Below are 24,286 nucleotides of genomic sequence, written 5' to 3'. Positions count from 1 at the left end.
TGACGCGTTTCTCAGACCCCGATAATGAAAGTAAGTATAGACCACTCAAACAAAAAAACTTTCCAGGCGACTGAGGTATAACCAGCAAGACTCTGCTATGAGGTTAAGCAAGATAAACGACCTCAACCACCCCGGGTTTTCGGGAAATAAATATTACGAGACGAAGGGCAAAACCTATAAAAAACACTCGTAAACAAATGAATTTAAATACTTTATTGCTTTACTTTGTGTGCTTAACAAGTAGTATTCACACTTAAAAATAACAACCTTAATTAAGGAAAAACATGCTAAAGCGACTCGGGCTAAGCTCAATTGCTCTTCTTACATCCATCAATGCTCACGCATTCACGCTTATCGAAAATGTCACTGTTACCGATCATAAAATCACTATTCCAATCAATGGCTACTCTGATCCTGTGATATTTTCTTCTGTACCTACATTTAATGATCAGGATGCCGGTGTTATTTCCATCTCAAATGTCACTGATACCAGCTTTGATGTTCAGTTCATGGAGTGGCCATATCTGGATGGCGCACACGGTGATGAGCAGGTGTCGTTCCTTGTAGCAGAAAAGGGACGCCATACTCTGAACGATGGCAGTATCTGGGAGGTGGGTGAATTTGCCATAACAGGTGGCGCCGCACATCAATTTTTCCAAGAGAGTTTTGCACATACACCACATGTTATCTTGAGTGGTCAAACTCAAAATGACCCGGATGCTTATGCATTACGGGTGTCCAGCACATCGGCACTGACTTTTGGGGCAACACTCACCGAGCAGGAATCCGGGAACAATCACAGTGAAGAAACGATTGGATATCTGGCAGTCTACAACAACAGCAATGCCGGATTGACCGATACGGGTGAAGCTTACAACCTGACTCAACAAGCAGTCAATCAGCAAGGTTTTCAAACCATCAATGGTAAGCTAGTCGTTCAGGAAGAGCAGTCTAAGGACTCAGAAACCAGCCATTTACTGGAAGTTATTAATCTCTTGTCAATCAAAAACCAGTTGTTTGCTCAGGATATTACCCATTATGGTAAGGACACCATGGCTCTGCGCCTGGATACTGGAAGTGAATTTGCCATTGATCCGGGTGAAGCCACTGGTCAGCATGGTAATATCGCCTTAATTGGTACTAATGGACTGACAGAATCGTCTTACACGGCCAGTCAAAGCTACGGACTGGATAGTGCAGCTGGTGCCTTTGACGGCTACAACTCATCAAGCAAGATTAACCTTGATGCTGGCGCAAAAATTAAACGCGGCATTTGGCTATCTACTTATGCGCAAGACCATTGGTTGCAGGTCGCCTTTGAGCGTCAGGCGTATATTACTTCTTTCCGGGTTTTTCTCTATTCCGGCGCGTCGGACCCTGGTATGGGCGTCAAAAACGTAACGCTTCAAGTGTCTCAGGACAACATCAATTATGTTGACCACGAGTCTTTTTCACTTGCAAAAAGCCTCGACCAGCTTGTGACCCTGACCGAGCCCGCGATTGGAAAGTATATCCGACTAAAGATAACCAGCACTCAGGGGCACAGCTACAGAGCGATCGGCGAATTGGAATACTACGGAGGCTTTGTTTCTCATGACCCAGTGACACCGCCAGAAGAACCCACCCCCACTACTGGCACGACCTGCGCGACCATCAAGCAGCAGAATCCTGACGCCACAACCGGCCTGTACCAAATTGACCCAGACGGCAACGAGGGCACACCTGCCTTTTATGCCCATTGTGAGATGACTTTAAATGGGGGAGGCTGGACACTGGTTGCACACCATCAGGACGGCTTAGATACAATTTTCGAAACCACCCCGGTCACTCAGGCCAGCACTGGTGCACTTCCCGCCCAACAATGGCAAGCAGTCCAACAAGGTATGACTACGGGAATGATGTTCGTAGATGAATATGCCCGAGTAGCTCAGATCAGCAAATCAAAGCTGACCAACGGAAATTGTGTGGCCGTACAACACACTGCAGACCTGACTCAGCCGCAAGTACCCTATGACATTGGCGTATTGTGGCAGCAAGAAGGAACGGGTTGTAGCCTTTCAGGGTTGGATTATTCATTTATCAGCCTGAGCACCAAATCGACCAGTCGGGGAGATGGATACCAAAGAGCCGGTGCTTCTTTGTACCAACACAATGTAAAATTTGACCTCTGGCCCTACAACAGTGGGGTATACAGTGGTGCGGAGCAAAATACCCTGCTCTACTATGTGAAATAGACACCCGCTGTTATGGTTACACCGGGGTAAAGCCCCGGTTATCTGGTAAGGTGTTCGCCCTGTCGTTGAGCGTGTATGACCGTCATAAAGTCGCGCGCACCAAAACAGCGAAAACGGTAAAAGCCATAAGGTGTTGTCAGTACGATAATATTGGTCAATAAACCTGATTCAAGACTCATGTCCATAATATGTGATAATGGTATGGACAATGAGTAATCCCCTTTATGAAAAATTATATTTATCAGGTTGGGAGAGAACTTGATATGGCGTGGGGTCAGTATGACAACGCCTCCTACCCAAAGCCCGTGATGAGCTTTGCGGTACTTATCAAGCGCCGTTTCTGCAGCCCAGTCATGGAAGTGTACATCCTCAAGGTAAGTCAGGCCATCTGCCAGTCTGAAATCTGCAGCAGCATTTTCAATCAAAAAGTTACAGAGCTTTTTGGCAACGGGTTTGTCGGACATCTGATTTCCTTTCATATATCACAATCAACTGGACGGAATTTTTTCATACATAATGTACTGCGGTCCTGCAGGTCCACCCAAGTACTTATCATCACAAACTGCCAACCCGGCTTTTAAATAACAAGCGTAAGCCCCCAGATTTTGGCAGTTAACCCCCAAATACAACCATGGGTAAGACGTATAATGGACAGACAGATAAACCAGCAGCGCTTTTACTGCCGCAGTCCCCAGCCCTTTGCCCTGATGCTGTTTATCAATTACAAATGCACGTAACCCCAAAGCGCCAGCCGGGCAATACTCATATTTTTTGTCATAAGCCAAATCGAGCTTAAAGTAACCAATCAGAGTATCATCACGCCTGATCACGTGTCGGTGTGTGGTGTCACATTCGTCTTCTAAAAACTCATCTGAGGTGCCTGCAAAACGGATCTGTTCTGGTGCCAGTTGTATCGTTTTAACAGCAGCTATGTGTGATGGAGACAATTTTTCAATGACAACCATACCTATCCTTTTATCGTTATGACCTATCAGTCTCAAGTGTATTTAACACCAATTTGGGAACAAAAAAAGTATCGAACAATTGTTCAGAGATCAAGCAAACCGGACGATTGAGTATCATACACTGACAAAGCGCTGAACCACATGATGGGTTTAATTGGGCTGAAATGGCAGATCTGCCTTTATTGCATGCGCCGGGCATGCAAAAGAATAGAGTACTTTTATCTGCACTTATTGGTTCCCCAGCTGCTTCAGAAATGCCAGTTTTTGTCGTTCCTGTTCAGTGGGTGTATAGGGCACTCTGCTCAATTCAGATAGATCCACGCCATCAAGCATATAGGTATCCACGTTGCTGCGGCCATAGCGGGCTTTCTCCTGTGGCGAGCCAGACATACGCTCTACCACAAAGGTTGTCAGCTTGAGTGCTGAAGCCTGTTGCGGCAGGACGCTTTGGTGGATCTTAAGTGGCAATAATTGCGTTCCTTCACTCAGGCGTTTTCTCGCCACAACATGAGACAATGGCTGATCACCCGAAAACAAGTTGGCTCTGATCCGATAAATCCCTGCCTCCTGGACTTTAAGCCTGGCATATACAAGCAGGTCACTCCCCTGTACCGTCGGCTGTTCCAGGTTAAGTAATTCGGCACTCGGTTTCATATAGTGGATCTGCGCCACCAGTGGAATTTCGTCTCCTCTGACGTGAGCACGAACAGTCAGTTGCAGTTCCCTCGGAAACGTTTTCTTTCCCTTAATACGCGATGTGTAGCTGCCTTCTTGCTCTATCAGGCTTTGGGTAGTCAGCACTTTATTGCTGTCGACTTCGCTGACCGTGACTGTGGCGCTGTATATATCGCTACCCGTTAGCACTAACTCTATCGGCTCTGGGTATACGAAACGATATTGACTGAGTTTGAGTGTCAATACCTCGTCTATATTCTGCGTCGGGATAGTGACAGGATAAAAATGATTAGGCGTGAGTCTGTCAGCATCTGCCGCTGTCAATGGCTGCGAATAGGGCGCAAACTGCAATTGCTGTTCATAATGCTGAGCAATGTGTTCTGCGGCTTCCGTCATTTGCACGGGAATATGTCTGTCTCGTTTTTGCGGGAGTGTTGTTTGTGGTGCCACCTCAGCAGCTGCTTTCGCTTTTTTAACAAGTGGCGCTTTCGCTGGCGTGTTTTTGTTAGTGTCGGTTTGAACCTGAGCAGGCTCAGCGTCACCGCTGAGCCACCAGTAACCAAGCCCGATTGCCACAAACATCAGAATAATGAACATCCGGGGCTTCATATATTTCTCTCCTATTGCATCGCATTAAGCATTAGACGAGACAGGCTGTTATTCCCTGAGTTTTCAACGTAACGATAGGTACTCTTCCAGAACCAGGCACCCGTTTCTTCGGTGTATGTATTGAAGCTTACAGTGTTACCATCAAGCAGCTGTCTGCTAGTCTGAGCGGCGGTCACTTTGCCTTCTGCACGATCATTGATCACAGAGAAATGGTCGTAGTTATCGCTCATCAACATTGGGTAGTGATATGGCATGAACCCACTAACAGCATCACTTTGAGACGCGATTTTTCCGCTGGTAGCGATACTTGTGCTACAGCTGCCAAAGTCGTCGGCACGACTTGCGCCACACGCGGAGTGTGTTGCAACAACACTGTCGTCTGTTCCTTTCAGGAAAAGCTTGGTTGCACCGAGAAACAGTGTGCCATCCGCAACAAAACGCAGTCTTGGTGTTCTTGCTTCTGGTAGCGCAGCTATTTGTCTGGCATTGTTCACTTTCAGGTCATTCAGTACACCTAACCGGCCTTCAACAGAGCCACCCAGCCAGGCTCTGATCGCCGCTTCAAGAAGTGGGTTCAGACCAGCAGTTCCCTGTGCGACACTCACAGCCAGGTCGGCCAGCTCACTACCACCACCGGCTCCGGCAATGTCAAAGGTGGCAACAATATTCAGCGGCGTAAGACCTGCATTTTCCAGCCAGTTCGCCTGATTATCCAATAAGTAACGCGCAACCAAATCGCCCGTTGAATGCGTAACAAGAATACAGCCAGGCTGACAGGTTCCCTGTTGAGACATTTGCTTTAGTTTTGGCCAGACATAGTCACTGGCTATCTTGCCTTCAATGCGCTCTAGAGCAGGCCAGTCAATGCGAACATCAGCGTGTTGACCCCAGAATTCTGACCAATATGACTCACCATCGCCCGTTACATCAATTGGGTAGCCAGAGGTCACTTGACTGGTCTGAAGACCATGAATAAGTACAACTTTATAACCACTTGCAAACGTATTAAATGCCACCGAACTCAGCAGGAAAAGCCAAGACAGGCGCAGGTAGTATTTGATTTTGTGCTGCATAATTTCCTCTTTAATCCTATTAAAATCATTGTGTTCTGTGACCAGCCTTCAGATTTCTATCCGCTGGCAATTTGCCATACCACGACACTCGCTACTGGCGAAATTGCACAAATATGACACTCATCTGACGTCTGACCTTTTGGTAAAGCGAATAATAAGCTAATGAGTATATGATCAAAAATCAACCACAAAATGAATGAAAATTAAACTTTTGTTAACGTATGTAATTTGGGGAATAATATATATGAGGAAAGTTGATGTATTTTTTAGTGGCAAAAATCGTTACACAAGCACTGTATGCTGAGCCGGCTAACCGGCTACTTCTACCCTGTCACGGCCATGTGATTTGGCCAGATATAAGGCCCTGTCTGCCAGCTCAATAAGCGTTTGCCAGGGTGCGCCTTCTTTATGTAGTGCAATGCCAAAACTGGCGGTGATCTGTCTGATGGGGTTACCCGTTTTCTTGTCTTTTACCGATAGTTTTCGAATATCCTGACGGATCATATTAGCAAAGCTGACCGCTTCACTGACACTGCTGAGTGACAATGTCAGACAAAACTCTTCACCACCGTAGCGATAAGCATCACCACGACCTTGCGCGTGGTGCGCCAACTTTTCAGCCACTTTACGAAGAATATCGTCACCTTTTTGATGACCAAAGTCGTCATTGAATTGCTTGAAGTGATCAATATCTACAAACACCAAGACCTTTTGCTTACTCATCGGATGAGTGCAGAAATTGACAATATCTTCGTCAAATTTACCACGATTCAACAGGCCAGTGAGCTTATCTGTGTTGGCCTCTCGTTGCGATGCAAAAAGTGCTTCTTTTAGTAATTTGATTTCGTCATAGGCCACCTCCAGCTTATTCTGAAAACCTAGCGCATTTTGCTGCATCATGACTGCTTCGCGCGTCAATCTGGATACATACTCCAGTACTTCGTCGTACGCACGAGGATCCTGCTCAGATCCCTGCCTTTTCAAATTGTGCAATCCATAGTGGCATTCGGATAAAAACGCTGAAAAATCCTGTGACGTCTCCAGTGTTTGCGATATTTCGCTCTGCACTTGATCTATGGTGCCCTGAAATGAATGAGATATTTCATGAAACAATGCCAAATCTTGCTGTGAAAGATATTTATCAAACAACTCTCTGGCTAAATGAGGGGGACAACTCTGATAGCGCGCCAAAATCTGATCTAACTCTACATTCAATTCAGGTTGTGAGCCCACGACGTAGCAGTAGCAAATCGAATAATTTAACGGAGTCAGCGGGATCCGATAACGGATCATGATCGGCAAAGCCTGTTTCAGGTAGTGCGCAGAGCGCGTCAGTGTTGTTTCAAATTCCATATAGGTCCGTCAAGCCACATTGTCGGGGCAATGTTTTATTGCTTAATTATTGTTCTACTTTTGGAGCCAAGCGAATGCAATACTAAATAATTAGAAAAAATTAATCAATGATATCGTGTCATTTACAATTAAATTCATGTTACCCTTTCTAAAACATAAAGTATTCTTGCGATTAGATTCAGGAAATATATTATTCACTGCCCCAGAAAAAGTAGATAAAATGTATTTAATTAAGGAACACCCCAACCTTAATTGTTGCTTATTACCATATAATGAATTTTCATTTACTCAACACTAGCCGTGCTGATAACACAATAAACAAAGAAACCTTTCGTCGACATGCTTATTGAGATACGTTTTTAATCATCCCGCCTGAGATCATTAAATAACCCAAGTTGCCAGGGGCGCATCGCCATGAATAACCCCACACTCTGACGCTTGTCCAGAGGTAACCGTGCATCCTGTTGGTTAAGCTGAGCAACTTCTTTGGTGAGCTGCTCAAGACGACGCCGTACCACACTGATGGTGGCATCACTGTAGCTTCCGCGTAAATAAAACCGAAAGCTATCCTCACGGTTAAAATCTCCCTGTAAAAACTTGGTCAACACCTGCTGTTCGATAAACCGCTCAAGCGGGCCGCCGGGGATCCAGCGAAAATCCTGGGCTACTAAAGATTTATAGCGATTGTTAGGCAACAGCTGGATCATATTCAGATTATCTAATCGCGCCAGCAAGCGGATGCACTCAAGTTCATCTATCTGATACTGAGAAATGATGTCTTCAAACTGCCAGCCATCACGTACACACACAGCCACCAAAAACAGTTTCGGATTCTCCATCAACTCCTGCTCCTGTGCCTGCGTGAGCTGGCTGACCAGTGACTGCTTTTGCTCCCCAAGTGCAAACAAGTCCGCCAAAGACAATTGCATCAGATCACAGATCTGCTCAAGTCGCTGCAAGCTAAACTGCTCGCTGGCAAAGACCCGCTTCACATTGGCCTCGCTCATATCCAGTGCATTGGCAACCTCTTTATAGGTCAGTTTGTGTTGCTTCAATAGCTGTTTAAGCGTTGAAGTAATTAATGGGATCTGGCTCAAAGTATTAAATTCCTATACTTATAGTCTCTAATTACTATACATATTAATTTTGAGTATACAAATTCAATCCCTCCGGTAAATTAGAAAGCAAGTCAACGCAAGCCACATGGTTTGCTTATCAGGAGGGAAAGATATGACTCACTTACTTCGTTCAGTTTTATGTTCAGCACTATTCGGTATGGTTTGTACGCAGGCAGTGGCTAATGACAGCCATGCATCACAGGCCAGCCATCATGGCAGTCAGGCCAGTAAGTACAGTGCACTTAGCGTTGGTGAAAGCGCCGTTGAAGGCGCAAAAGTGTCTATGATTGCAGTTTCTATCCCCGTTGCAGTAGTCGGGTTCAGTGCAATTTCAGTAGGTATGGCCAGTACCAAGGCCGCAGCAGACTTATCTGACGCCGCCAGCCCAAAACCTTTGCCTATTTGTGACGATGTATTAATTGCAGGACCTGCACCGGCACAAGCCCTTAACGAGGAGCTGTAATGATGAACTGGATACAAGGATTGTGCGTGGCCGCAACAATATGTGCCAGCACACATACGTTTGCAGGCAGCCAAAACAGTGGCGAAGCCCGCTTTGAAGCTAACCAGATTGCTCAGTTTGCCAAACAGGTTGAGCGCTACAGCGCACAACAAGGCGCGCACGTATTTGTTATCGGCCGGGTCGGTCGTCCCGAGGGCGACTTACCTGAGGGCATTGAATTTACTCATGTTGCACTGGCGGTCTACTCCGAACTCACGACCACAGAGGGTGAGAAAAAGCAGGGTTATGCCATTCACAATTTATATCAGTTGAACGACGACCCCGGCACCAGCCAGCTGATAGTAGATTATCCAACGGACTTTTTCTGGTCAGTGCATGACCTCAAAGCGGCCATTGCAATACCCACGCGGGCATTGCAACAAAAATTGCTGGATGCGTTTGCGCAGGGAGTACCTGCCAAGGTCCATAATCCGCGTTACTCGGTGGTAGCCAACCCATTTAATAACCAGAAGCAAAATTGCACCGAGCATACACTGAATGTGATCAACGCGGCTTTATATAACACCACGGACATGGCACAGCTAAAAGTGAATACGCGGGCCTATTTTGAGCCGCAAACACTCAATGTCAGCCGCTTTAAACTGGCGCTGGGCTCGTTCTTTAACGATGGGATCGACAGTAGTGACCACCAGGGTAAGGTGAAAACCACCACTTTTACCTCTATTGCCCGATATCTAAAGAACAACCAGTTGCTGGCCCACAGTACCGTGCTGACACCGGATGGCCCGGTTGAATTGAAATACCCGCTGTAGGAGAACGCAATATGACAACGACCACTCCCTATGCACCGAGTAAAGCATTTAGACTGGCCTCTGTAGCAGCCCTGCTGATTGGTATTGCCTGTTACCTGATTGGCCTGTTCAACGCACAAATGGCCTTAAATGAAAAAGGCTATTACCTGATTGCCCTGCTCTATGGCCTGTTTTCCGCAGTATCACTGCAAAAGTGTATTCGTGACAGGCAGGAGCAAATCCCGACCTCAAACCTCTATTATTTATTGAGCCTGCTCTCCACCGTGCTGGCCATCGTCTTACTGGTATTTGCCCTGTGGCGCGCCGAGTTACTGCTCAGTGAAAAGGGCTTTTATGGTATCGCGTATCTGATGAGTCTGTATGCCGCTATTGCCGTTCAAAAGAACGTTCGGGATAGTCAGAGCTTAGTGCACGATACGCCCGAACCATCCGCGAATAGCACGGAAGGAGAGGAGTAAGCTGAGATTATAAGGCCGCACAGTGCGGCCTTATAACATATAAGGATTTTCTCCTCTTGGTTCATTACTGTCAGCAGGCGCCAGCTGCAAATTATCAAGCTTATCAAGGATCTCTGTGAGTTGCGCCCGCAACCCCGCATCATTACCCTGCTGTGACGCCTGATGCATTTGGCTCAGTAACTCAGTGACCGCTGCTAACGCCTGGGCGCTGGCATCATCACTGTAGTTGTCTACCTGTACATTAGCCGACTGAATGCGTGCCAGCTGCGCCGTTAAGTCGGCGATAAGTACCTGCTGGGCATCACTTTGTTTCATCTGTTCAGATTGTTGCTGACTGCTCAGTGACGCCAACACGTTATCCAGCGCGCTCTGATGATGTGCTAACCCTGCAACGGACTGCGCCAGTGCATTCGATACATCCTGAGCCTGAGCCGACATGTTGGTTTGCTGCTGCCTGAGCACTGAGTCCAGCGCTGAGAGCAGCGTTGCCTGATTGCTGGCAGCAAGCTTATCGCTTTGAGCCAACGCCTGACCAACCGTCTCGCTCAGTGTCTGCACCAGCTCACTTTGCCCTGACTGTTGATAAGCCACCAGCACTTCGAGTACTTCTTTGAGCTCAGCCTGCCCCTGACGAGTGGCACTGCCACTGTTCTGCGCCGCCGAGTTTATTGTCTCAGTGATGGTCTCCAGCCAGTGCGGTAGTTGCTGGTTTTGCGCCTTGTGCTGTTCAGTAAGTTGCTCCAACGCCTTCAGGATCGCTGGCTGCTCAGCCTGTCGGGACAGTTGTTGCAGCTGTGCGGTCACGCCCTGTTCACCAAGAATGGCTCGCAATCCTTCAAACTGCTCACTGTAATTGTGACTTAACTGTGATTTATCCAGACGAGAGGCTATCTGTGACAACGCACCGCTCACTTCGGCTAACTGCTCAACCGCCAGCAATGCCGGACTTCCCGCGTCATTAGCCCGATTAAGGCGCGCATAGTCCGCCTTGATCTGAGCCCAGCGCTCATTTTCCTGTGCTGTCAGGGTATTGCGCAATTCTCCCAGTTTAAGCAGGTTTTCTTCACTGCCCTTACTCAGTGTTTGCGCTTCACCCCGGTAGTGATCCTGGATCAGGTTTTCCAGTTCTTCCTGATTCATGGCGGCGACTACCTTTTCGGCCATTTTGTTCATGTTGCGGTAACTGCCCTGCAACTTAAATGGTGGCTCAGTACGATAATTATCGTCCTGCGCAGCCGAGGCAATATATTGGGCGTTTACTTTAAGCACGGTTTCGCGAATGACCAGCAGCTTCTGAAGTACCGCTGTAATTTCATTCGCCTGGGCCTGAGAGTAACCATATTCCAGCTCGTTCAGAGATATGTCTTCCCCTTGTGCAATGCGCACCAGCTTGTACAAATCAGCCATATTGCGGTTTGCCAGTGGCGCCAACACGGCATTGGAAGTGAGTGCGTTCTCCAAAAAGCTCATGGCAAACTCTTGCTCACACCCGGCCAGTGTATCGCCCAGATTGTAAATGTCAGCCCGGTTCGCCAGCATGTCCGGGATCTTAAAGCTTTCACCCGATTCGGTATACGGGTTACCCGCCATCACCACCGCAAACTTTTTACCACGCAGATCGTAGGTTTTACTCTTTCCATTCCATACCCCGTCAATGCGCCTTGAGCCGTCACACAGCGAAATAAACTTCTGTAAAAACTCCGGGTTGGTATGCTGAATGTCATCCAGATAGAGCATTACGTTGTTGCCCATTTCGAAGCTCTGGTTGATCTTATCTATCTCTTTGGCGGCTGTCGCATTGATCGCCTGTGACGGATCTAAAGAGACCTGATCATGACCAATAGACGGGCAGTTCACCTTAACAAAGGTCAGCCCCAGACGGTTTGCCACATATTCAATCAAAGTGGTTTTACCGTATCCCGGCGGCGAGATCAGCAACAACATGCCCATTAAGTCGGTACGCTTAGCACTGCCTGAGGCACCGATTTGCTTGGCCAGGTTATCGCCAATGATCGGAAAATAGACCTTATCAATGAGCTGGTTACGCACAAATGAGCTCAGCGGTCTGGGCTTAAACTCTTCCAGTTGCAGGCGCGCTTTTTGCGCCTGCAGCACATCCGCTTTTAACTGCTGATAGCGCTGATAAGCTGGTAAAGCCTGCTCAATGTAAGCACTGGTACGGGCCAAAAATTCAGCATAATCAAGCGCCAGAGTCTGCTCTTCAATACGCAGGTGTTGCCCCATCAAACCGGATACGTGCGTCTGCGTCTGAACATCCTGCACCTGATAACTAAGTGCCTGGTGCTCCACCAGCAACAGGTAGCTCGCCGCTTCAATCTGACAATCGAGGTCCGCATTGTGTTGCTCGCCATAAGCGTTCAGCCAGCCGGAAGCCAGGCGGCACTTCTCTGACAAGCTGGTTAACTCAGCAAAGGTCTCTTGCAGCGTCTGCCAGAAGCCTTTGGCTTTAGCCATACTCTGGAACTGCTCAGCCAGTTTACGTGCCTCTGCCTGCACTTCAAACTGCGGCAGGCCGTTACGGCCTGCCAACACCTGAATGAGATATTCAGCGCTCAACTGCGCAGAATACTGTGCCAGACTCTTAGTGTAATCACCCAGCTGCGCTGCAAAATCACTCATCTGCTCACTTAGCTCACCAATCAGTAACTGGTTAAAGCGCGGATCGTTCAGCGTCGTGGCCATCAATTGCGCCTGAGTGGCTTGTTGCTGCAACGGTTGTAATTTCTCACGCTCTAACGCAGAGACAAACAGCTGCGCCATCACCCGGCAGCTGGCGGGATAGATCAGCAACCCCAGCTCGCTTTTCTGTTTCAGCAACGCACTCAGGATCCGGGTTGCATCAAAGTCATGAATGCCTTTTTCATAGCCTTCCTGATATCTGGGCTCAGCAAACGCTTGCACTAAAGTCAGTAACGAGTCTTCTTGCTGTGCACGCTGGAGCTGTTCCATCGACAAGCCAGACTCACCTCGTTGCGCCGCACGCAGGATCTGCGCAGCCAAAAACTCACCGCGATAAATCTCTGCACTTTCGGAAGGCAAGGTTTGCGCCCAGTAATCCGCGGCCTGTGCCAACTGTGAACGGGCTTGCTGATCGGGAATAACATCGAAGTACTCGGTACCGGTCAAGTGCAGCATTAACTCGTCATCGCGAGGCAACAACGTCAGGTCCAGCACCTGTTTATTAACACTAAAGCCATGCTTGCCGATTTTGACGGTTTTGCCACCATCGCTATAGATATCCTGTTTATCTCTGAGCGAGCGGATCCCCTGATCTTTACTGGCTTTAAGCTTAGCGGCAATGTCATCAGCTTTAACCTCGTCGCCAAGCTCTTTTAGCTCCTGAGTCAGACTGCGTAATTTACTGATCATAGGATCAGAGGCAAAATAACTGTTTATCTGGTCCAGCTCAGTAAAGCTTTGGGTGCGCCGGCTTACCCCCTGCAAAATCCGCTCGGCTGCGGTAGCCAGATTCAGTGCCCGACGTTGGCGTTCGTCAATCAGCTGCTGTTTATGCGCTTCAAAGCTTTCGTAAACATCATCCCGTTTTGCCAGGATCTCACCCAGAAACTCATCATATTCGCTGAACTGGGACTCCAGCTCCTCAAGTTGGATCAGCAATCGAGATAGCTGCTCGTCACATTGTTCAGGCGTTTTAGCGGCGCTCAGGGCGCTGGTGATGCTCTGACTGAACAGCTTAAAGCGCGCGGCAAATTCGGCCTTGGCCTCAACACTCCCGAGGCTTTTACGGCGGATCTCAACGGCCGCTTTAGCACGGTTAACCAGCGCATAGACGCCGCTCACGTCTTCAAGAATTTGTGTTCTTACCCGGCTGTCTTCAATCTCCAGGTCCAGCATAGTGTGGTTGAGCAGATCCAGCTCACCGCCCAGCGTTTCCAGTGAGCCAAGGTACCCTTTGAGCTCAGTGACACTGTCGCTTTGCTCACTTTTCTCATTAATCTCCTGCAACTGCTCATGATAAGGCGCAAGAGCTTTATCCTGCTGCAGGAAAATCGCCGTGGCATGGCTGAGTATGCGAGTCTGCTCATCAATATTGGCTTGAATGGTACTGAGTACATCCAGATTAATGTATTTCACTTCCTCCAGACTGATCACTTTCCCTTTGAGCAGTTTCAGCGCATCCAGACTGGCCACAAACTCGCTGGCCAGTTTAAAGCTGTCAGGGCGTACCTCACGCAGTACCTGATGGCTTTCCTGTTCAATATCCGCTTCGGCTTGTCGGGCACTTTGCTGGATCTGGCTGACTTTTTCAAACTCGTCCAGCACCTGTTCTGAGGTTTCAAAGATGTCATGCAGCTGCGAATTAATGGTGCTGAAATCCGCTTCTGCCAGCCAGTGGTAACGGTCAAGTATTCCACGGGTATGAGAGATCAGGTCCTCGTAATGAAAGACACTGGGGTTTTGTTCACTGATGGCCTTACAGACGCTGTATAAATCAGAGATAGCTCTGACCAGATCCGGGTTGCCTATACGGCCAAGGCCGCTTGTGGGTGCCGGCGCATTGGCGGCAAACTCTGCCGAACAAAATGGGCTTTGCCAGATCTGGATGGGATGAACCCGCTCAGCTTCTTCCTGCTCCGCTTTAAACGTCAGCGTTAAGCCGTCTTCATAAATGCCATAGCCATGACAATAAATGGGGTTTTGCAGATTCTTTTCGATGATGTTGTAAGCAAACAGCGCATAGCGACCTTCGGTAGGCTCATAAAAAACGTACAGCACGTCTTCACCATTAGGCGATTTCAGCTGACGATGAAACTCCAAGTCCTCTATTTTATCTTCAAAATAGCGCGTCTGTCCGGATTGCAAATAGTATCCACCCGGGAAAATGATACCGTGGTCTTCAGGCAACTGGACACACGCCTGACCGATGGCATCCTGTCTCACTACCTGTTGACTGCGGCAATTATAGATAAAGTAACGCCACTGCTTTTCGCGATAGGGTAATACTCTGAGCAGGATCAACTCCCCCACCTGAGCATAATACAACTCACAGTCTGCCAATGACTGATTGCTGTCTTCTACCGGCTCGCTATAAATACCTTCGCCAGTTTCCGTATTGTTCTCTATTTTGATAGTCAGGTCGCCACCAACGGTTTCGACAAACACTTTGTCGAGCACATTAATGTGCGGGTGTCGGCCTTCCTCATGCTGGGCACGGTCGGTCTTAATCCATTCAAAATCAAAACCGCTGTGCGCTGAGATGTCTCGTTCACCACGGTTGTCGATATAGTCGAGCGTATTGTCCGTGGCAATTTGCCAACGGAATACCCTGACATCGCTCAGCCTGTCACCAATCTGGAACAGCGCAAACAGCTTGCCGCCCTGTACAAACAGGTGCTGCAAACGGGTTTCTTTGTAATAGGTATAAAGCTCTTCAAAGTCTCGCAAAAAGCGGGCGTCGGTCAGAAACTTGGTCTCTGAAGGGTAAGGTTCAACCTCATAGTGGTCATCCTGCTGCACCAGCTTTTGCACACTGAATACATCACTGACGTGGGTGCTTTGCTTGAGGCCCATAAAGACGTTGTATGCAAAGATCAGTTTGTCGCCAATCAGTACTATGTCTCTGGGAATACAATTGTGCTCAGTGCGAACCCGGGCACGGCCCTGTACTTTCAGCTCAGTGCTGCCAAACGCATCAACACGCTGGCTATTGAGGTCATCCACCTGAGTGCGTAGCTCACTACCGAAGTTACTCAGACGGCGCTTTATCAGTTGATAGGAGCCCTGCTCCAGCGCGCTGTGTGATGCAGTGTCCTGGCTTGTTGGTTCCGTCATATCACTTTCCTGTAATCATATCCGGTGCGCAATACCGGTTCGTTATCGCGCACCTTAAAAAACATTGGGGCAGCGCCCCGTTGCAGGGTTTATTCCTGTGTAGTGTTTTTAGCTGAATTACCGTTCAGTGAATTGCCAAGCAGGCTAAGCAATTGCTGTTTTTCGGCATCTGATGTGTTGCTCAGTTGCTGGAAAAACTTACTCATATTGATGTTCTTCAGGGTCTCAGACGAAGCATTGGCACCTGCCAGCACGCCTTTGAGGTCATCCATCAGATTCCGCTCACCGTTAAGGTGGTCTTTAAACACGGTCTGCATTGTCTGGCTTTCGTTAACCAAACCATCGATAGATTTACCCAGAGTAATGGCGTTCATAAACTGATTGAAGAACTGACCGTCACCCCCCATAAAGTTGATGTCTGCATCGCTCAGTGCCTTAGCCAGCACTTGTGCCTGGTGAGCTGCAATGTCTTTGTTCGCTTCCAGCTGTGCCAGCGTCAACTCTTTTTGCTGGTTCAGTTGCAGCGTAAAGCCTTCGTAGTCACGGGCGTCTTTATCCATGGCGTTCAGAGCCTGTAGTTTCTCTTCCAGACCTTTGGCTTCGGCTGACATTCTGCGCTCAAGGTTAATCGCTTCCGCTTCACCCTGTTTCTCCATCGCATCTGCCATGGCAGTTTGTACTTCGGCATCTGCCAGGCCAATATCGCGCTTACCGTGCGCTTCTGCTTCCATCTTCTGCTGTAGTACTTTGGCGTCTGTTTCACCCTGCAATGCATTGGCTTGTGCTTTAGCCTTGATCACATCGGCTTCCGCCAGACCTGAAGCAGCCGCTTCAACCTGCGTTGCTTCTGCGAGAATTTTCTTCGACTCTGCCTGCTGGTTAGCGATACGCAGCTCAGCTTCAGCCATTTTTTCCATTTCACGGGCTTTAAAATCAGCCGCCTGCTCTTGTGCTTTTGCCGCTTCAATGTCTTTCACCAAAGCTTCTTCTGCTTCAGCCTGGGCACGGATCACAATGGCTTGCTTGTCACGCTCGGCAGCAGCCAGTGTCTGCACGTCTTTAATGCGCTCTTGCTCTTGGGCTACGGTTTTCTCAACCGCAACACGGTCACGTTGCACGTCAGCAATCTCTTTACGCTCCACTTCCAGCGCTTTTTCTTTGTTAATGCGCAGGATCTCGGTTTCTTTTTCACGCTCAATGACTTCAATTTCACGCGAACGGGCGACTTTTTCTTCTTCAATGGCCAGCACACGCAGACGATTTTGCTCAGCAATATCGACTTCACGCTGCCTGTTCTGCTCTGCAATCTGGATTGCTTCATCGGCTTTAAGGCGCGCTTCTTCAGACTTCAGGCGCTCTTCTTGCTTGACGCGCTCAGCTTCTGCTTCTTCGCGTGCCTGAACGGTTTCAATCTCACGCTTTTGCTTCGCTTTGGCATCTTCTTTCTGACGCTCAATTTCCAGCGTTTTTTCCAGTGCCGCCTGATTCTGGATCTCTATTTGCGCCTGCTCGTCACACTTTAACTGGTTGGTTTCAACGTTTTGCGCTGCGGTTTTTTCAGTGATACGACGAATACCTTCCGCATCGAGAATATTGCTCGCATCCAGTTTATGGATTGAGGTTTGTTCCAGATAATCAATGGCCACATCTTCTAATGTATAGCCCGACAGGTCCTGACCAATCACTTCTTTGATACTGTCGCGGAACTCATTGCGGTGCGTGAACAGCTCTTCAAAGTTCATCTGCTTACCCACGGTTTTCAGTGCTTCAGAGAACTTGGCTTCAAACAGTTCTTGCAGTGTTTCCGGCTCAGACGCGCGAGCACACCCTACCTGTTTTGCTACCCGCAATATGTCTTCTTTATTTTCGTTCACGCGGATATAAAAAGTAATGGCAATGTCGGCGCGAATATTGTCTTTACAGATCAAGCCACTGCTATCGCGACGCTCCAGTACCATGCGCTTGGTCGAAATGTCCATCACTTCCATCTTGTGGACCACCGGATAAACAATGCCACCTGTAGTTGTAACATCTGGCTCATTCTTCATTTTATTGATGATCAGGGCATGGCCTTGTTCCACCTTTCGATAGAATTTACCAATTAACATAATGACTGCAAAAACAACGGTGATGACCAAACCAGCGATAGTCAAAACAGGTCCAAGGTTATTTAAAAATTCCATATCTCTTCCTGATAAGTTTTATAAGTTATTCCCGGGCGCTTATCCGGCGCCGTTTAAAGTTGAGCCATCACCAGGGGTTGGTGACGATTGTATAGCTATGGGTTGTTGCGTTGTGTTCAATCAGCAGTGCTTTATCACCCTGAGTAAACGTATTTTCTTCATCACATCTGACTTCGACTAACTGCTCGCTTCCCTCATGGGACACGCGCGCCTGGCCAAATGTCGCGGTGACTTTTCCGGTAGCAATCACACATTCCAGTCCGACTAACGCGTCTTTACTGCTTGTTTGCTGACTTTCAAATAAGCCACGCAGAGGTCGCACGGCAGCTGCAGCCAACGGCAATGCCACGAACAGGCTACCCAGCATAAATGCGCCACCAATCAGGTAAAACATCACACCATCGCCAAGCAGGTACGCAAATAGCTTTTGAGCGTAAAAGCTGACCACCCAGCTCAGTGCAACGATTAAACTGATCGACACAGTTAAAGGCACGCCGCCAAAGCCCATTTGCCACAACGAGCTACCTTCAGCACCGCCCTCAACTTCGATATCGGCATCGCCGTCGAGCATATCGGGGTCGGCAAAGCCTGCCAAAGAAATCAGCCAAAACAGCAGTACTATCAGCAGTAATGTAGAGTAGACCACTGTGGGAAAAGTGAAGGCCGTGTTTAAAAAGTCCATATTTCCTCCTTACACGGGCAATTATTGCGTTTATAAAAACGAAAGAAGCATAGCGCGGTAATGGCAATCATAACACCAGCTAAACGCCAGCTTGGTAAACAAACGTAAAAAGGCCGCTTTGAATAGCCAAATAACCACAGGTGAAACTGGGGTAGCATATACCCAAATACAAACAGCATACCTATCCATGGGAAGATTCTTTCGCACCATTTAAGTTAGAATCTTCAGACACTTATTTGACAGGTTCAAACATCAATGATGTCTGTTTACCACACAGTCAATCTGCCATAGCAAGACATAATATGTCAAACTCTTTGTTGCATAATTCAGAGATTTGACTCGCTCCTATACTTCTTTTACTTGCATTTCAGCCCTGTTAAGTTTAAATGACAGGAACAAGGAACTGATATTAAGAGACACGTATGGAACCATTACCGGCTAGTCGTAAATTGCTATTGGTCGCACTGCTGCAAAGCTTTTTTCTGATCATCCTGCATCAATCTGTCGACTTCGAATTTTGGCCCGGACAATCACCGCACTGGCTGTTTGCCGCCTATTCGTTGGTTATATTTCTGCCCTCAACTCTGATTTTCTCAAGCTTTACTCAACTTAGAGACTCGTTTTATATCCAGCTGGGTGTTTATGCACTGATATTTACTCTGTGTGGCTTTTATCTGGGCAGCCAGCTGCTTCCTGAACGCGCGTCTTTGCCTTCTCAGGCCTGGCCTTACCCACTGATCGTATTTTTGGCCTCGGTATTACTGGTGCCATGGATAACCCAAAACAGTAGTGCAAACTGGTTGCCCGGTTACGATATGCTAAGCGCCTCGCTGGGCCGCTTTTTATTAGTTTTCGCTGCAGCGCAATTATTTACGCTGTCTGTACTGATGTTGTTGATGTTGTGGGCCAGTTTGTTTGAAGTCATTGAAATCGGGTTTTTCACCGATTTGTTCTCTGAGCCCTGGTTTTTCTACCCAGCCATCACACTAAGCCAGGCCATTGGGGTTATCCAGGCGCGCAGTCGCAGCAATTTCGCCAATCAGCTGTTCGCCATTTGCCGAAATTTTGCCACCTTGCTTTTACCTGTGCTGGTCACTGTGGCCATGCTGTTTTTCGTGGCTGTGTTATTCAATGAGCTAGACACACTCTGGCACAACGGCGGAAGTAGCCTGATTTTTGTGCTGGTCGGGGCCATTATATTGTGCTTAAACCTGTCGGGAGACGCTTTAACCCAGCGCCTGTGGTATCGCCACTTCATCGCAATAGGCTTGCTCTTGTTACCCTGCTATCTGGCACTCAGCGGCTGGGGGTTATATCTCAGAATTGATCAATACGGTCTGAGCCTGGCACGACTTTGGGCAATATTGATTGCAGGCGTTAGCATGGTTGTGTGCATGGGTTATGTATGGCAGCTATTCGTTCATAAAGCCGACTGGCACAAGCGACTGAGCGCAGTTAATCGACCGGTGACTTTGTGTCTGCTTGGACTGCTGATAACAACCCAGACGCCGTTGCTGGATTTTCGAGGTCTGAGTGTTAACTCTCAGATAAACCGCCTCAATGCAGGGATTGCCCAGCCTGCGGACTTCGACCCTCGCTATCTGGTGAATGAGCTGGGACGAAAAGGACTGATTGCACTCGAATCGCTACAACATGAAGTCAGCGACGAGCAACTAAAGCGGCGGATCCAAACTGCACTGACCCTGGAAACACAACCACTGACAACGCAAACCTTGCTGGACCTGATTGAAATGCCAGAGCAAGATAAACAATCTCTGCCACAGGACTTAGTGACCGCACTGGAGACTTTTGCCAGACACAATACGCATTTGTTTGACCACGCCTCAGCGCTGATGCTGCGCGCCATTGAGCTCGATAATACACCTGAGCCTGAATACCTGTTTATTGCCAAGAGCCAGCGCAGAGTTGAGCTCAGGGTGTTCTACCTGGGCACTGTCAAAGGTGTGCAAGGCTGGCAAACGGGCTATCTGGATCAGAAAGTCTATGGTGAGCAGTCGGACGACCTGCTGGATGCCATTAAGTCAGGTAACTTTGATATTGTAGAGCCCAGATTTAAGGACATTCAGATTGGTGAGCATCGATTTGAGCTTCACAGCCCGTTTTAACGGGCTGTGAGTTTCGCTTTAAGGTGGTTACGCACCGCAGGCCACTCAGAGGCCAAAATGGAATAAACGGCGGTATCACGAACAGAGCCATCCGCCAAAATCTGATGGCTTCTGAGCACGCCATCCAATTTGGCCCCTAAACGTTCGATTGCTCGTCGTGATGCGTGATTAAAAAAGTGCGTTTTAAATTCCAGTGACAACGCACCACATGTCTCAAACAAGTTTGCCATCAACAAAAGTTTAGCTTCCGTGTTGACCGGTGTCCGCCTGACCGCTGCGCTATACCAGGTATAACCAATCGAAGCGCGTTTATGCTCGGGCTTAATGTCGTAATAACGGGTAGTACCAACAATGTGCCCGCTTGCTATCGATCTTACAACGAAGGTCACCTGATCATTTGCGACCTTACGCAACGCTTTTTCGACATACTCTTGCATCTGTTGGGGTGAAGGCACATTTGCATACCAGAGCTTCCAGCTTTGGCCATCCTCAACGGCTTCTTTAAGGTCATCAACATGCTCAAGAGCCAGGGGCTCAAGCCTGATGTACTGACCTTCCAGCGGCGTATTCTTAATCCACATTTTTCGATTCCTTTTCAATTTGGGTTAAAAATAGCCCAGCTTAAACTGCGCGTATTGCTCAGACTGAATAAACCCGCTGTCACCACTGAAATCCGCCAGTTCCTGTTCGGTAAATTGGATTTCAAAAGTCTTTTTAATAAAAGCAAGTAGCTCTGTCGAAAATTCATGCTCGCCTGAGAACAGAGAAACCTGTAGTAACATCAAGTATCCATAGGAGTGGGACGACGCACGATACAAAGCATCAAGCGCAAGGGCAAAGCCCTCCTGTTTGTTACCCTGACGCGCCTGTAAAACAGCCTCTTCCATTAAAATTGGCGCGCTGCTACGTATTGCTTCGGGCACTTGCTCGTACTCAGACAATGCCTTGGCATACTCGCTGAGGTTGCTGTACAAATTTGCTCTTAGCAGGCCCTGATACTCATGCTGACTGTCGGATAAAATGCGGTTGCAAAATGCTTGATATGCCTCTGCATTGCAACGCTTAATAAATCGAAACAATGATTCATGTACGACCCCAAGCATACGCACCTCTTCGGGCAAGGCCAGATAATGTTCCAGTGCTGACTGTGGATCATTATTCTCTATCTGCTCTTCGATTTTAGAAAGTGCGTCATCGTAGCCTTTTTGTTCAATATGTTTTTCATATTCGCCCAGATAATTGACGACACTGGAACGAAACACATGATTGTGGACATCCACCAGCTTCTTGCCCTGCCTGGTCAGAACCAAGTCTACCAGAGCATAGCTGCCATTGTTATTTGAAAAGATATAATGGCTGTACCAGTAGTTCCCCTTTGCCTGACTGTGTGAGTATGCAACATGATCAAAACGACTTAAGCCCTTCAGCGCTGCAACTGAGATGATGGCGCTGTTCAGTGCAAACTCAGGATTGCCGATGCCTATCTCATTTTTGGCATAGGTTTCGCTGGCTTCTTTGTCTATCAAGTCAAACAACATGCGGTCGTCGGGATCATTTAACACGTGTTCCAGCGTTTTATTTGCATCATAAATAGACTGTTTGTCGTTAAGTAGCACAGTTTTTTTGGTTGATGCACATCCGGACGTAATCAAGATCAGCAGCAATGTTCCAATTAAACGCATCATAATGACTCTCCAACAAACTTCATCTTAGTCGTACGCTCCATCTGTTCCACAAAATCTCTGAATACGGTGTGATTAGGATTGGTCGTAACCTCGGATACCGAGCCACCAAATCCAGTGAACTTGCTGGCCTGCTTTAATTTGCTCAGATGAGCGGGTACCGCTTCAACCGGTACATATTCTGCGAGCGCTTCGTACTGGCCGTGAAAAGTCACGCGGCGGCGGTCATATTCCATAGCGCTGTGAATGCGCACATACGGGTCTTCGAACGTTTTTTGATAAGCCAGGGCACTAAAATCAACGTCCATAGGCATTAGTAAAGTAACCCGTTGAGATGTTGTCATTGGGTATACTTTTGCCAGCGGTTGTTTGCGACGCACCGTCTGAGGTAGTTTGACGTACTGGCTGACATTGCCTGCACCAAGATAAAATTCAACTGAGCCGGCGTCTCCTGATTGCCAAAAATCGGGCACCCAATAGGACTCAACAACCGTGATCACGTTATCGCGGCGATTATCCGAAAAAGAAATGGGGGTTTTAACCTGAACCCCGGGATAAAACTGCGCGTAGTAATTCAGTGAATGTTCCTGAAGTTGCTTCTTTTGCGAAGAAGCCAGCTGGTAACGCAGGCGCTCGGCCTGCCAACCATAATAGTGTGATTCAATGCGCCATTGCACTGGTGAAACATAATCGGGAGCAATGATCATTTCATTGATATCGATACCGTGGCGTGTTGCTTTGACATCGACTTCTTTCAAAGCGCCTGATTGTGCATCGACTAACAAGGCACTGCCGTAATCGGGCTGATATAATGCGTTCAGACTGTTTCCCTGATAGCTTATTGTCGGGTCTACCCAATACTCCTGCCCGTTCAGGGTAAAGTAAGTAATGACATGATTAAACGCGCTATGCGTCGGTAAAAACTCATTAATATAGTCTCGCTTTTCGGTAGATACCAATGCAGGTTGCGCTTCGATTTCGAGTGCCTGAAGCAGGGTATTCAGCAACAGGGTTTTATCTTTACAATCACCAAAGCGTTTCTCATAAACCTGATGTGGCATATTAGGCTGATGCGAGTTCACGCCAAGCTCTAAGCCAAGATATCGGATTTCATCCTGAACAAACGTAATCGCCTGCTCAATAGCCTGTTCTTGAGGCAGTGCTTTTAGCTCATTGATATAAGCCTGTAACGGAGGGCTCAACTCCGTATCCACTTTAAATAATTCCGCCGCCCAGGATTGTACTTCAAGCCACGAGTTGAACTCAGTAAACTGAATATAAGGGAAAGGGCTAAACCAGCCAGGTAGTTCATTTTCGACGGTGTGCGCTATGCTGTTCTCCACACGTACCGTGTAGGTTTGCATGGTATCGCTTTGTTGGTGTTGCACCTGGGCACTTGAGTCGCCGAACACTTTATACGCCACTTTTTTATCGCCGGGCAGTGTCAGTTTAAAGGTCAGTAAATCCACCGCGACGCCCCACCCCAGATTATCGAAGTAACTGAAACGCTCTCCCAGGACCGGGTTTGTACCAGACAAGCTATAACTCACATCCAGTTCATCTCCAACCCGCACATCCTGAAGCAAAATCAGTGCATCAAACAAGCCTGAATACATGTTGTTTTGCTGATCATCTTCTGCATTGATCACTTTAATATCTTGCTGGTTTAGCTGATAAACTGCCTCACCTTCTCGCAGTATCGTGACGTTGTGAAATACCAGCTCCTGAAACGCAGGGTTAAACCGCACACGTACTGTGCTCCCTTCCTGCACCCCAGCAGCATCAGTAAATACATAGCGATTATGAGAAAAAGACGTCTGCTTTGTCACATCGTTCACCTGCTTGTCAACCAGCCGATAATGAAGTGGTTTATGCAGAGTATCTGGTAATTTTGCCAGAGCTTGTTTATCGGCCCAGTCAGGTGCAGGCATGATAGTCACATCCGGACGCTCACCCAATGCCCGGGCAGGGCTAATCCAAACCATCAAAACGATAGTCAGAGTGGTAAATAGCTGCTTCATAATACTCAACTTATTGTA

At 47.9% G+C, this 24,286-nt stretch carries 17 protein-coding genes; 5 read left to right on the top strand and 12 right to left on the bottom strand.

The features are described from left to right. The first annotated feature begins 284 nt into the window (after positions 1–284). A complete protein-coding gene (locus tag NH568_RS11010; protein WP_253047133.1) occupies positions 285–2,234 on the top strand; it encodes a fibrinogen-like YCDxxxxGGGW domain-containing protein in 1,950 nt (649 codons plus the stop codon). 38 nt (positions 2,235–2,272) lie between these two features. Here the strand turns inward: NH568_RS11010 and NH568_RS11005 are convergent, their stop codons facing one another. From NH568_RS11005 to NH568_RS10980, 6 genes are all read right to left on the bottom strand, one after another. After that, a complete protein-coding gene (locus tag NH568_RS11005; protein ID WP_253047130.1) occupies positions 2,273–2,698 on the bottom strand; it encodes a hypothetical protein in 426 nt (141 codons plus the stop codon). Positions 2,699–2,722: 24 nt separating this feature from the next. Next, positions 2,723–3,199, bottom strand: a complete 477-nt coding sequence (locus NH568_RS11000) for a GNAT family N-acetyltransferase (RefSeq protein WP_253047127.1) — start codon at positions 3,197–3,199, stop codon at positions 2,723–2,725. Positions 3,200–3,427: 228 nt separating this feature from the next. After that, a complete protein-coding gene (locus NH568_RS10995) occupies positions 3,428–4,483 on the bottom strand; it encodes a hypothetical protein (protein WP_253047124.1) in 1,056 nt (351 codons plus the stop codon). An 11-nt stretch (positions 4,484–4,494) separates the two neighbouring features. Next, entirely contained in the window at positions 4,495–5,556 is a 1,062-nt protein-coding gene (locus NH568_RS10990) for a hypothetical protein (protein WP_253047122.1), read from the bottom strand. A 309-nt stretch (positions 5,557–5,865) separates the two neighbouring features. Then, entirely contained in the window at positions 5,866–6,909 is a 1,044-nt protein-coding gene (locus NH568_RS10985; RefSeq protein WP_253047119.1) for a GGDEF domain-containing protein, read from the bottom strand. 359 nt (positions 6,910–7,268) lie between these two features. Continuing rightward, positions 7,269–8,006 carry a helix-turn-helix transcriptional regulator gene (locus NH568_RS10980; protein WP_253047116.1) on the bottom strand — a complete coding sequence of 246 codons (738 nt, stop codon included), beginning with the start codon at positions 8,004–8,006 and terminating at the stop codon, positions 7,269–7,271. Between the two features lie 133 nt (positions 8,007–8,139). On the opposite strand from NH568_RS10980, the gene NH568_RS10975 reads away from it, so the two are divergent. Genes NH568_RS10975 through yiaA form a run of 3 tightly spaced genes read left to right on the top strand, consistent with a single transcriptional unit; the run spans position 8,140 to position 9,760 of the window. Further along, positions 8,140–8,490, top strand: a complete 351-nt coding sequence (locus tag NH568_RS10975) for a hypothetical protein (protein ID WP_253047113.1) — start codon at positions 8,140–8,142, stop codon at positions 8,488–8,490. Continuing rightward, positions 8,490–9,302, top strand: a complete 813-nt coding sequence (locus NH568_RS10970) for a DUF2145 domain-containing protein (protein ID WP_253047110.1) — start codon at positions 8,490–8,492, stop codon at positions 9,300–9,302. The genes NH568_RS10975 and NH568_RS10970 overlap by 1 nt, the downstream gene beginning before the upstream one ends. Positions 9,303–9,313: 11 nt before the next feature. Then, positions 9,314–9,760, top strand: a complete 447-nt coding sequence (gene yiaA, locus NH568_RS10965; RefSeq protein WP_253047107.1) for an inner membrane protein YiaA — start codon at positions 9,314–9,316, stop codon at positions 9,758–9,760. A 30-nt stretch (positions 9,761–9,790) separates the two neighbouring features. Here yiaA and NH568_RS10960 read toward each other — a convergent pair whose 3' ends face one another. From NH568_RS10960 to NH568_RS10950, 3 genes are all read right to left on the bottom strand, one after another. Further along, positions 9,791–15,574 carry a DNA repair ATPase gene (locus tag NH568_RS10960; RefSeq protein WP_253047104.1) on the bottom strand — a complete coding sequence of 1,928 codons (5,784 nt, stop codon included), beginning with the start codon at positions 15,572–15,574 and terminating at the stop codon, positions 9,791–9,793. An 89-nt stretch (positions 15,575–15,663) separates the two neighbouring features. Then, complete coding sequence (locus NH568_RS10955; RefSeq protein ID WP_253047102.1) at positions 15,664–17,757, bottom strand: SPFH domain-containing protein; 2,094 nt, start codon at positions 17,755–17,757, stop codon at positions 15,664–15,666. Between the two features lie 67 nt (positions 17,758–17,824). Then, the gene (locus tag NH568_RS10950; RefSeq protein ID WP_253047099.1) at positions 17,825–18,439 is read right to left on the bottom strand and encodes an OB-fold-containig protein; all 615 of its coding nucleotides are present in this window, start codon (positions 18,437–18,439) and stop codon (positions 17,825–17,827) included. Positions 18,440–18,861: 422 nt separating this feature from the next. Between NH568_RS10950 and NH568_RS10945 the strand changes: the two genes are divergently transcribed. Continuing rightward, positions 18,862–20,565, top strand: a complete 1,704-nt coding sequence (locus tag NH568_RS10945; protein ID WP_253047097.1) for a DUF4153 domain-containing protein — start codon at positions 18,862–18,864, stop codon at positions 20,563–20,565. Here the strand turns inward: NH568_RS10945 and NH568_RS10940 are convergent. Genes NH568_RS10940 through NH568_RS10930 form a run of 3 tightly spaced genes read right to left on the bottom strand, consistent with a single transcriptional unit; the run spans position 20,562 to position 24,268 of the window. Then, the gene (locus NH568_RS10940; protein WP_253047095.1) at positions 20,562–21,146 is read right to left on the bottom strand and encodes a GNAT family protein; all 585 of its coding nucleotides are present in this window, start codon (positions 21,144–21,146) and stop codon (positions 20,562–20,564) included. The two genes, NH568_RS10945 and NH568_RS10940, sit on opposite strands and share 4 nt — an antisense overlap. 24 nt (positions 21,147–21,170) lie before the next feature. Beyond that, the gene (locus NH568_RS10935) at positions 21,171–22,250 is read right to left on the bottom strand and encodes a hypothetical protein (protein WP_253047092.1); all 1,080 of its coding nucleotides are present in this window, start codon (positions 22,248–22,250) and stop codon (positions 21,171–21,173) included. Further along, on the bottom strand, positions 22,247–24,268 hold the full coding sequence (locus NH568_RS10930; RefSeq protein ID WP_253047089.1) for a DUF3857 domain-containing protein: 2,022 nt from the start codon (positions 24,266–24,268) through the stop codon (positions 22,247–22,249). Before NH568_RS10930 ends, NH568_RS10935 begins: the two co-directional genes overlap by 4 nt. Between the last annotated feature and the right edge of the window lie 18 nt (positions 24,269–24,286).

Origin of the sequence: Pseudoalteromonas sp. XMcav2-N, assembly GCF_024124545.1 — a bacterium.
Classification (GTDB): Bacteria; Pseudomonadota; Gammaproteobacteria; order Enterobacterales; family Alteromonadaceae; genus Pseudoalteromonas.
The sequence above is the reverse complement of the archived record's forward strand: the minus strand, read 5'-3'. Positions and strand labels throughout refer to the sequence as shown.

What these genes read in the sequence shown, in the direction of transcription:
- NH568_RS10970 (WP_253047110.1), top strand. Translation starts at nt 8,490, where the DNA reads ATGATGAACTGGATACAAGGATTGTGCGTGGCCGCAACAATATGTGCC.
- NH568_RS10985 (WP_253047119.1), bottom strand. Translation starts at nt 6,909, where the DNA reads ATGGAATTTGAAACAACACTGACGCGCTCTGCGCACTACCTGAAACAG.
- NH568_RS10975 (WP_253047113.1), top strand. Translation starts at nt 8,140, where the DNA reads ATGACTCACTTACTTCGTTCAGTTTTATGTTCAGCACTATTCGGTATG.
- NH568_RS10935 (WP_253047092.1), bottom strand. Translation starts at nt 22,250, where the DNA reads ATGATGCGTTTAATTGGAACATTGCTGCTGATCTTGATTACGTCCGGA.
- NH568_RS10995 (WP_253047124.1), bottom strand. Translation starts at nt 4,483, where the DNA reads ATGAAGCCCCGGATGTTCATTATTCTGATGTTTGTGGCAATCGGGCTT.
- NH568_RS10940 (WP_253047095.1), bottom strand. Translation starts at nt 21,146, where the DNA reads ATGTGGATTAAGAATACGCCGCTGGAAGGTCAGTACATCAGGCTTGAG.
- NH568_RS10930 (WP_253047089.1), bottom strand. Translation starts at nt 24,268, where the DNA reads ATGAAGCAGCTATTTACCACTCTGACTATCGTTTTGATGGTTTGGATT.
- NH568_RS11010 (WP_253047133.1), top strand. Translation starts at nt 285, where the DNA reads ATGCTAAAGCGACTCGGGCTAAGCTCAATTGCTCTTCTTACATCCATC.
- NH568_RS10945 (WP_253047097.1), top strand. Translation starts at nt 18,862, where the DNA reads ATGGAACCATTACCGGCTAGTCGTAAATTGCTATTGGTCGCACTGCTG.
- NH568_RS10950 (WP_253047099.1), bottom strand. Translation starts at nt 18,439, where the DNA reads ATGGACTTTTTAAACACGGCCTTCACTTTTCCCACAGTGGTCTACTCT.
- NH568_RS11005 (WP_253047130.1), bottom strand. Translation starts at nt 2,698, where the DNA reads ATGTCCGACAAACCCGTTGCCAAAAAGCTCTGTAACTTTTTGATTGAA.
- NH568_RS10990 (WP_253047122.1), bottom strand. Translation starts at nt 5,556, where the DNA reads ATGCAGCACAAAATCAAATACTACCTGCGCCTGTCTTGGCTTTTCCTG.
- NH568_RS11000 (WP_253047127.1), bottom strand. Translation starts at nt 3,199, where the DNA reads ATGGTTGTCATTGAAAAATTGTCTCCATCACACATAGCTGCTGTTAAA.
- yiaA (WP_253047107.1), top strand. Translation starts at nt 9,314, where the DNA reads ATGACAACGACCACTCCCTATGCACCGAGTAAAGCATTTAGACTGGCC.
- NH568_RS10960 (WP_253047104.1), bottom strand. Translation starts at nt 15,574, where the DNA reads ATGACGGAACCAACAAGCCAGGACACTGCATCACACAGCGCGCTGGAG.
- NH568_RS10955 (WP_253047102.1), bottom strand. Translation starts at nt 17,757, where the DNA reads ATGGAATTTTTAAATAACCTTGGACCTGTTTTGACTATCGCTGGTTTG.